This window comes from Petralouisia muris (assembly GCF_004793545.1).
GTDB lineage: Bacteria > Bacillota > Clostridia > Lachnospirales > Lachnospiraceae > Petralouisia > Petralouisia muris.
In genome coordinates this window covers 42,662-49,710 of record NZ_SRYA01000035.1, presented here as the reverse complement: position 1 = coordinate 49,710, position 7,049 = coordinate 42,662, and the positions used below count along the sequence as shown (strand labels likewise).

At 40.8% G+C, this 7,049-nt stretch carries 6 protein-coding genes and 1 pseudogene; 3 read left to right on the top strand and 4 right to left on the bottom strand.

What is annotated here, in order from left to right:
* Positions 1 to 44 precede the first annotated feature (44 nt).
* Positions 45 to 230, top strand: a pseudogene (locus tag E5329_RS16705) (transposase); the annotation flags it as partial.
* A 287-nt stretch (positions 231 to 517) separates the two neighbouring features.
* Here E5329_RS16705 and E5329_RS16700 read toward each other — a convergent pair.
* The 4 genes from E5329_RS16700 to E5329_RS16685 form a co-directional block, all read right to left on the bottom strand.
* Complete coding sequence (locus tag E5329_RS16700) at positions 518 to 2,077, bottom strand: AAA-like domain-containing protein (RefSeq protein WP_135990612.1); 1,560 nt, start codon at positions 2,075 to 2,077, stop codon at positions 518 to 520.
* Positions 2,078 to 2,306: 229 nt separating this feature from the next.
* Positions 2,307 to 3,050, bottom strand: a complete 744-nt coding sequence (locus E5329_RS16695; protein WP_135990611.1) for a hypothetical protein — start codon at positions 3,048 to 3,050, stop codon at positions 2,307 to 2,309.
* Positions 3,051 to 3,072: 22 nt separating this feature from the next.
* Positions 3,073 to 3,720: a YesL family protein gene (locus E5329_RS16690; protein ID WP_135990610.1), complete on the bottom strand. Its 648-nt coding sequence runs from the start codon at positions 3,718 to 3,720 to the stop codon at positions 3,073 to 3,075.
* Positions 3,721 to 3,750: 30 nt separating this feature from the next.
* On the bottom strand, positions 3,751 to 4,821 hold the full coding sequence (locus E5329_RS16685) for a LacI family DNA-binding transcriptional regulator (RefSeq protein ID WP_135990609.1): 1,071 nt from the start codon (positions 4,819 to 4,821) through the stop codon (positions 3,751 to 3,753).
* A gap of 361 nt (positions 4,822 to 5,182) precedes the next feature.
* On the opposite strand from E5329_RS16685, the gene E5329_RS16680 reads away from it, so the two are divergent.
* Together E5329_RS16680 and E5329_RS16675 are read left to right on the top strand one after the other, a co-directional pair.
* Complete coding sequence (locus E5329_RS16680; protein WP_135990613.1) at positions 5,183 to 6,133, top strand: ABC transporter permease; 951 nt, start codon at positions 5,183 to 5,185, stop codon at positions 6,131 to 6,133.
* Between the two features lie 15 nt (positions 6,134 to 6,148).
* On the top strand, positions 6,149 to 7,048 hold the full coding sequence (locus E5329_RS16675) for a carbohydrate ABC transporter permease (protein WP_135990608.1): 900 nt from the start codon (positions 6,149 to 6,151) through the stop codon (positions 7,046 to 7,048).
* Position 7,049 lies beyond the last annotated feature (1 nt).

Genomic DNA, 7,049 nt, shown 5'->3' with positions numbered 1-7,049 from the left:
TTCTTTTTTTATAAACCCGTGAAGTGGAAGTGTCAAGTATTATGATACAACATCATTTCGGGGATATAAAGGAAAACGAGGACTTTCGGAGGTTCAACTACCGTTCGGCAGAAAAAGTATATAAAGAGTTTATGCTGTATGCGATCGGCCGGAATATCATGAAATACCACCGGTTTCTACATCATGAAATCGAAAAATATGAAGGAAAAAAAGAGCAGAAAGCAGCTTAGGACAAAGGAGCGCATCTCAAAATCCAAACAAGGGGATTTTGCGCCCTAAAATAGATACTGCAAAAGGAAGGAGACAGTCCGGTAGAAATCCAGGTCCTTGAAAAAAGCCTGAGTATTTACCGGACTGTCTCCTTCTTACTTATCAGGGGCAAAATCGCTATTTCCCGACAGCCCCTTGCTGACTTAGCACAGAGGGTAAAGCAGTGAACACGATTTTCAATCAAGAAAACGATTCGCTGCTTTTTCTGTAACTTGATTCCCGGCTTTCCAGCTGTATATGGAATCTTTTATACAACCGCTTCAATGATTAATTTATCACCAAAGACAATTTCTTTTATGCCAATATCTTTTTTCTTATTGAAATTGAAGCTGAGCAGATACCCTTTTTTCAAATGATAATAATCAAGATAGGCGGCAAGCTGCTCTTCTCCCCGTTCAAGATAAGCATTTCCATGCCAAACCTTCATTTCGATAATACTTTGTTCTCCCAGGTAATCAATCACTAGATCCATCCGTTCTTGGTTTCTTGTCCGGGCCTCTACGTAGCAATTCCCAGTGCCATTAATAATAGGGCGCAAAAATAGCATAAAATATTTCCTGCCTGTATCTTCCAGAAATGATTCATGTTCATCACCGAATAAATAGTCAAAAACTTCAACGAATTTTTCGAGTATTCTTCTGACATCTAAATGCCCATCTATTACAAACTGATTTTTGTGCCGCATGCTTTCTGTAAAAATCTCGTTGTTCTGTTCCTTAAAATCCAGAAGAAGCTTATTGTACAGGCGCATTTCAAAAATCCTGTTTGCAAGCAGGACGTTGGAATTGATTATTTTTACAAACCCAAACATTTTTGCATTCTGAACCGCAGGATCATCTGCGTTATATGCAATGCTTTTCCCCTGGAACAGAAGCTGTGAAATTACATGGTTCAGTTCAGGAAAGTCATTTAATTTATTCATTAGGGACTGAAATAGGGGGTTATCATCTTCCAGGAGCATTTTCACGGCAGATAGAAAGCCTTCTTTTGTCCATGCATGTTCTGCGACTCTCTCATCCATAAACATACAGAGCCTGGATACCAGATAGGGATATCCGGAGGTATAGTCATATAGGAGCTGGGCCATTTGGCAGAGATCCATTTCAGTATGATGGTCGGATTGATAATCCTGAAGCATATCCGCTATTTCTTCAGAAGAGAAGCTCATATCCACCAGGAAATCAGCTGCAATATTCCAGGGACTGTTTTCTTTGTGTTTTTCTTCAGGGCGGATCTTTCGGGGAATATTCCTTATATCATAAACGCCGGCCAGAATGACAGACTGGAAAACAGATATTTTCATCCGTTTCAGATAATATGCCCGAAGCTGTGCAAGGAAATCAATAAATACTTGATTGTTGGCGGTGGAATCGGCTTCATCAATGATCAGGACAATTTTTTTATCGGATATCCGGCACATCTGAGAGAGAGTTCGGAATAATACAGACAGAGTTGCCCGTTGAGATGGATCCGATGTATATCGTTCCAGATTTTCCTGTATTTCTGGATGCATGTGTTTGGCGGAAAACAGAAATTCGTTTGAAAAAGCGGCCACAAATCGCTGCTCAGACTCAAAATCGGCAGAACTGATTGCCTGGAAATCCAGGCTGATTACTTCGTAATCTTCTGATAAAAAGTCTGCAAGAGCAGTCAGGATGGTCGTCTTACCGAACTGCCTGGCTCTGGTTATGGTGAAATATTTCCCATCATCAATCATGGATTTTATATCATTCAGACGGCTGGATAGATCCACCATATAATGCAGCTTTGGATTACAGTATCCATTGGTATTGAATGTTCTGTACATGGATGTCGATGCCCCTTCCCGATTGAATTGAATGTTTTGAACTAATATTTGCGGATAGAATGTCATTTTTATAGAAATATCTTAGCATAAGCCAGAAGGGATTTCAAGAAGTATGAATGTATGGGGAAAGAACGGAAACGTATGTGCTGGGCGGTCAGGGGAGCGAAAGGTTCAAAAGTCTCGGAACCAGGCGCGCTTGCATGCTCATCCAGAAATATTTTCCAAAGGGCTATGGTTTGTTCTCTGAATACAGATAATCAATATATTTTATTGCCATATCTGTACGCGGCGAATTTTTGATTATGCCAAGATATACGTCATCTTCAAAACCAGCCTGTTTGAAGATGCCTTTTTGTGACACATTGAGCCCCATAGGATATTCTTCCGTAACAGCCTGATAAGACAGGGAACTATCCAAAGACAGATCATCAGCATTATCCTCCAGGATAGATATGTTGGTGACAAGATATGGCTCTATTTCATGAAGAGTATCAGGGGCAGATTCCTGAAACAGTTTTTCCAGGTTGCATAGATATCCGTTCTGTGAGAATGCATCGAACGCTTCTTTGTTCATCAGAACTACATCCAGCTGCTCGCCGTCTATCGAGGCGAGTATTTTTATGCGGGAGGCATAGGTATATTCGTGGTGGGGGTTATTCTGGTCATTGGTCAGGTACAGCCCGGTATATAATGGAACCTCTTTTTTGCCAGCATCTTCATCTGCAAAATCCAGAAAGCCATCGCTTAGCTGGGCGTTTAACTGCCCATCGACAGACACATTGATGAGACCGGTATAGAGCACCGCAGTTTTCTTGCTGAAATGCCCATAAACCGTGTATATGATGATATAGAAGAAGAGCAGGCAGATGAAAATTGGAAATTTATAATAGTCCCAGATATAGCATACTTTCTGCATTCCGTGAAGTTGTTTCCATTTTTCCTTTTTGGTGGATGAAGTTTCTCTAAGTCTCATAAGTATATTCCTTTGGCTTAATTTATAACAATTCGGAAGTGGACTCTTGGTTGACTTCCGTCTTTTCCTGGCAGAGCAGCAGAATATTGGATAGCAGGTGAGAGCAGAGCAATGCGCACAGCCCTTCCCCAAAAATGACAGCCGGGGTAAAGAAACGAATCACAACCAGCAGCATCATAAAATAAATGGCAGCCATTGATATGGTGCAGAATAAAAAGCGGATACCCATAAAAAGCGCGTTTTTAAACATGGCGCCAATTGTATTGTCAAATCTTGCCAAAAGGGGGAAGATATACATCAGGACAACGGCATAGGCAATAGCAGCTACAATAAGAAACGCAGTGCAAAGAGTCCAGAGTGCATTTTCAAACCGCATATGATATACGACATACCCATCAATGCCGAGGATTATCCCAAGAATGAGAAGGATAAGCCAGATGATGGTGCCCTGCTTGAAGTTCTCTTTAAAAGAGTGGAAGAAAGCTTTCGTGAGATTGCCTTCTTCATTTTTAGATATTTTTAATGTAACATAGAAAAGCGCAGTGGTTGATGCGCCGATGGTTACGATGGGAATGCAGCAGATGAACCACAGAATGTTCAGATAAACACTGTAAACAATTTTGTTGATAAGGCGCATAATCGGCCCATCCAGATTCAATAAATTATTCATGTTTTCCTCCTTGTTTTTTGTAAAATGTTTTTAGTTTTCCGTAGATTCTCTGTAAATCAGAGTCGTTTCTGTGTGTACCGTACAATAATTCAAGGAAGGTTCATTGATACGGGACATCAGAAGGTTTATGGCGTAGTACCCCATAATCTGGCTATGTATATGGATAGAAGTAAGCGCAGGCGTAACAATCTTTGCGTCCGGCGAATCGTCAAATCCACACAAATAGATATCCTGCGGAACAGAATACCCCAGTTTTTTCAGTGCCTGCATTGTGTCAATTGCAACAAAATCATTGGCGCATAGTAATACGTCTGGGATGCGTCTTATTTTTTGCAGGCATTCTGCCAGATAATCCTGATAAACTGCGGAATCAAAATCCTGGTTTTCTGCCGAATTGCCTGTGATGCAATACTTGTCGGGGCAGGGAAGTCCTGACAGGTACAGTGCCTGCCGGTAGGCGGCGTACCGTTCAAAAAAGGACTGGCAATGCAGATGGTTGCCGACGAATCCAATGTTTGTCTTCCCACGTCGGATCATTTCCTGAATGAACAGATAGATGTTGGACTGATTATCCATGAGTAAGATATCTGCTTCCAATGGTTCTTTGAAGCAAGGCGCCGGAGCGTCTATAAGTAAAACCGGAAGGCCTAGATTACAAATCATTTTGTCGTATTCATAATTAAACATTTCAATACAAATAATACCAGCAGTTCGATCTCTGGAAAAGGATGCAGGAAGTGTCAGGGAATCAATTTCTTCAGAAAGGATACGATGCATGGTAAGGGTATATCCCAGCCCGGAAAGCTCTTTCTGAAATTTATCCAGCATAACGGTTGCAAAATGGGAGTTTCCCAGTAAATTAGTTATGAATAAGGCAATCTCAGTGTTTTCTTTCGGCGTTGAGAGGGTCAATACAGGCATGCCAGAATCGACTACTTTTACATATGAAAATTGTTTGTAACCCATTTCTGCCGCTTTTTTTAATACTTTTTCCCGTGTTGCATCGGCTAAAATGCCAGTATTATTAATAGCTTTCGAGACGGTATTGCGGGAAATGCCAAGTTCGTCTGCGATATCTTGAATGGTAACTCTAGCGCTCATACAGACCTCCTTATGTTGAAAATACATGATGTCAATTGATTTATGGTTTGTAATATTGGTTATATTATAATGTACAAATGTAAATGTGTCAAATGTAAAAATAGAAAATTTATAATAAAATGTTTTAATGAATAATGCAACATAATTTACGTCAATTTGCACAGATAAATGAAAATGTAAAAAATAATTTAGTCAAATACAATATAATTTATTGACTAAATGTAAAATTAATGTTATAAAATTTGTATACAAATCTCAATAAGGTTTTTACAAATGCACAAATCTAACCTGCGGAAGGGAGAAAGGAGAAATAGGAGTAGGAGGATGCAAAATGGAGGGATTTGGAAGAAAGGAGGAAATTATGAGAACTACTACGAAAACGGTTTCAAATGGAAAACAGAGTAACACAGATACCGGATTGCACAATACGCTGGTATATATCAGGCAGCACTGGCAGCTTTATTTGATTTTCTTAATGCCGGCATTATTGCTGACATTGATTTTTAAGTATGCGCCTATGAGCGGGATTTTGATTGCATTTCAGGATTATAATCCATTTAAAGGGGTCTCAGGCAGCGCATGGGTAGGTTTTAAGCATTTTACAAGGTTTTTGTCATCGCCTGATTTTATGGGCTATCTGGCAAATACATTAAAGCTGAGTGTGTACAGTTTATTATGGGGATTCCCAGTTCCGATTATATTGGCGCTTCTGTTAAACAGAATTCAGAGCACTGCCATTAAGAAAAAGATACAGCTGGTGCTTTATCTTCCAAATTTTGTGTCAGTTATCGTGCTTTGCGGTATCGTGCGGATCTTTCTCTCTGTAACTGGCCCTGTAAACCTTTTATTGGGAAGTGATATTAATTTTATGACAATGCCGGAAGCATTCCGCTCTATCTATATTATCAGCGGTATCTGGCAGGGAGCAGGATGGGCCTCCATTATGTATACGGCTTCCCTGTCCAATGCAAGCCAGGAGTTAAGGGAAGCGGCAATCATAGACGGAGCAAACATCCTGCAGCAGATCCAGACTGTGGAATGGCCTGCCATCAAGGATATGGTAGTGATCCAGTTCATCCTGCAGGCAGGTAATATTATGAGCATTGGATTTGAAAAGGCATATGCGCTGCAGACAGACTTAAACCTTCCGGCTTCTGAAATCATTGCTACTTATGTATACCGCAAGGGTCTGATTGATGGAGATTACAGCTTTTCAACAGCGGTCGGTCTGTTCAATACGGTAATTAATGTTATCCTCTTGCTTGTTGTGAATAAGATTGTGGCGAAGATGAATGACGGACAGGGGCTGTAAGGAGGTGGATGTAAAGTGAAGAAAAAGAGTCTGTTTACGAGATATTCAAAGCAGGATAAGCTGCTGCTGACAATTGGATATATACTGCTTGGGTTATTTGTAATTGCAATTGTGATACCGATGGTTTATATTATCGTGGCGTCTTTCATGGATCCTATTACACTGCAGAACAAAGGAATTACATTTGATTTCAGCAAATGGACAACGACAGCTTATGAACGTGTTATGACAAACGCCCAGATTTGGATAGGGTTTAAGAATGCGGTTATCTATTCTGTATTGTTTACCGTTGTTTCCGTAGCAGTTACGCTTCTGGCAGCATATCCCTTGTCCAGGGCGGATTTCAAAGGAAAAGGGTTTTTCAATATTGTTTTTATGATTACCATGTTCTTTGGCGGCGGACTGATTCCTACATACTTGATAGTAAGTAACTTAGGCCTTGTTGACAGCATGTGGGCCGTGATTCTTCCAGGGGCGTTCAGTGTCTGGAATATGACTATTGCAAGAACCTATTACAGAGGAGTTCCCCAGGAGCTTCGAGAGGCGGCGGATGTAGACGGTGCAAGCGAACTGACATTTTTCTTTAAGATCCTGATTCCGGTATGTACGCCTGTCATTGCAGTGCTTACTTTATGGCAGTTTGTAGGTATGTGGAATAGTTATTTTGATGCAATGATCTACCTGAATGATTCTGCAAAACAGCCCCTGCAGCTGGTTTTACGCTCCATCCTGATTCAGAATCAGCCGGAATCTGGCATGATCTCAGATATGCAGAGTACGGCGGCGCGTGCGCAGTTGGCAGAGCTCCTCAAATATGCAACCATCATTATTTCCAGTTTACCGCTTCTGATCATGTATCCGTTTTTCCAGAAATATTTTGACAGCGGTATCATGGCTGGCGCTGTAAAAGGTTAAG

Bases quoted from the DNA above. Each gene is read 5' to 3' on its own strand.
- E5329_RS16680 (WP_135990613.1), top strand. From the start codon at position 5,183: ATGAGAACTACTACGAAAACGGTTTCAAATGGAAAACAGAGTAACACA.
- E5329_RS16700 (WP_135990612.1), bottom strand. From the start codon at position 2,077: ATGTACAGAACATTCAATACCAATGGATACTGTAATCCAAAGCTGCAT.
- E5329_RS16685 (WP_135990609.1), bottom strand. From the start codon at position 4,821: ATGAGCGCTAGAGTTACCATTCAAGATATCGCAGACGAACTTGGCATT.
- E5329_RS16690 (WP_135990610.1), bottom strand. From the start codon at position 3,720: ATGAATAATTTATTGAATCTGGATGGGCCGATTATGCGCCTTATCAAC.
- E5329_RS16695 (WP_135990611.1), bottom strand. From the start codon at position 3,050: ATGAGACTTAGAGAAACTTCATCCACCAAAAAGGAAAAATGGAAACAA.